Consider the following 1,063-nt stretch of genomic DNA (forward strand, 5'->3'; position numbering starts at 1 on the left):
GACCTAGAAGCCATAGGAGTCTACCCAAACCTAATTAGGCTATCAATAGGCCTTGAAAACGCTCAAGATATTATAGATGACATCGGAAACGCCCTAAAAGAAGCTAATAAGTAAGGAGAAGCTATGCCGGTAATTATCCCAAAAAACCTAATCAGTAGGCCTACCCTAGACTCTGAAAATATCTTTACTATGGACACGACAAGGGCAGAAAGCCAGGATATTAGACCCTTAAAAATAGGTATAGTTAACCTCATGCCCACCAAGGAAAAGACTGAAATCCAGCTTCTAAGGCTCCTATCAAATACACCTCTTCAAATCGAGGTAGACCTAATTGACATGGAGTCCTATAAGTCAAACCACTACCAAGAACATTTGGAAAAATTTTATACGACCTACGAAAAAATTAAAAACAAAAAATACGACGGTCTAATAATAACAGGGGCTCCCCTCGAACAAAAATCCTATAATGAGATAAAATACTGGAAGGAGCTGACAAAGATCTTTGACTTTGCCAAAACGAACGTCTTTTCGACCCTCTTTATCTGTTGGGGAGCCATAGCGGCCCTTGATTATTACTATGATGTAGAAATTGATCTACTTGATAAAAAACTCTTTGAAGTGCACGAATACTATAAGGAGACAGACGATAAACTCCTTTTAGGCTTTGATGATGTCTTCTACCTACCAAACTCTAGGTATAAGACTATAAGAGAAGAAGAAGTAGCGAAAGTTTCTGACCTTATAGGGCTTGTAGGTGATAAGGATATGGGCTCAACCATTATCAAATCCAAGGACGATAAATTTGTCTTTAACCTAAACCACCTAGAATACGACAAGGAAACCCTAGATGAAGAATATAGAAGAGATATAAAAAACGGACTAGATACACCATCTGCCAAGCACTACTACCTAGATGATGACCCAAATAAAAAAATCCTCCAAAGGTGGAAGTCCTCAGGTTATATCTTTTTTAATAATTGGCTAAACTACTATGTTTACCAAACTACCCCTTATAATAGCGATGAAATTTAAACCCCATTGCCCGGCAAGAACAAACTTGTCG

Annotated in this window: 2 protein-coding genes; both read left to right on the forward strand. The window is 38.1% G+C overall.

Translation table 11 applies throughout. The features are described from left to right. The first annotated feature begins 12 nt into the window (after positions 1–12). On the forward strand, positions 13–114 hold the full coding sequence (locus Q0410_RS08510) for a PLP-dependent transferase (RefSeq protein ID WP_367178712.1): 102 nt from the start codon (positions 13–15) through the stop codon (positions 112–114). Positions 115–123: 9 nt separating this feature from the next. Continuing rightward, positions 124–1,032, forward strand: coding sequence for a homoserine O-succinyltransferase (metA, locus tag Q0410_RS04930; RefSeq protein ID WP_299033659.1), 909 nt, complete (start codon positions 124–126; stop codon positions 1,030–1,032). Positions 1,033–1,063: the final 31 nt, after the last annotated feature.

It is taken from the genome of uncultured Anaerococcus sp. (assembly GCF_937934665.1).
Taxonomy (GTDB): Bacteria; Bacillota; Clostridia; order Tissierellales; family Peptoniphilaceae; genus Anaerococcus.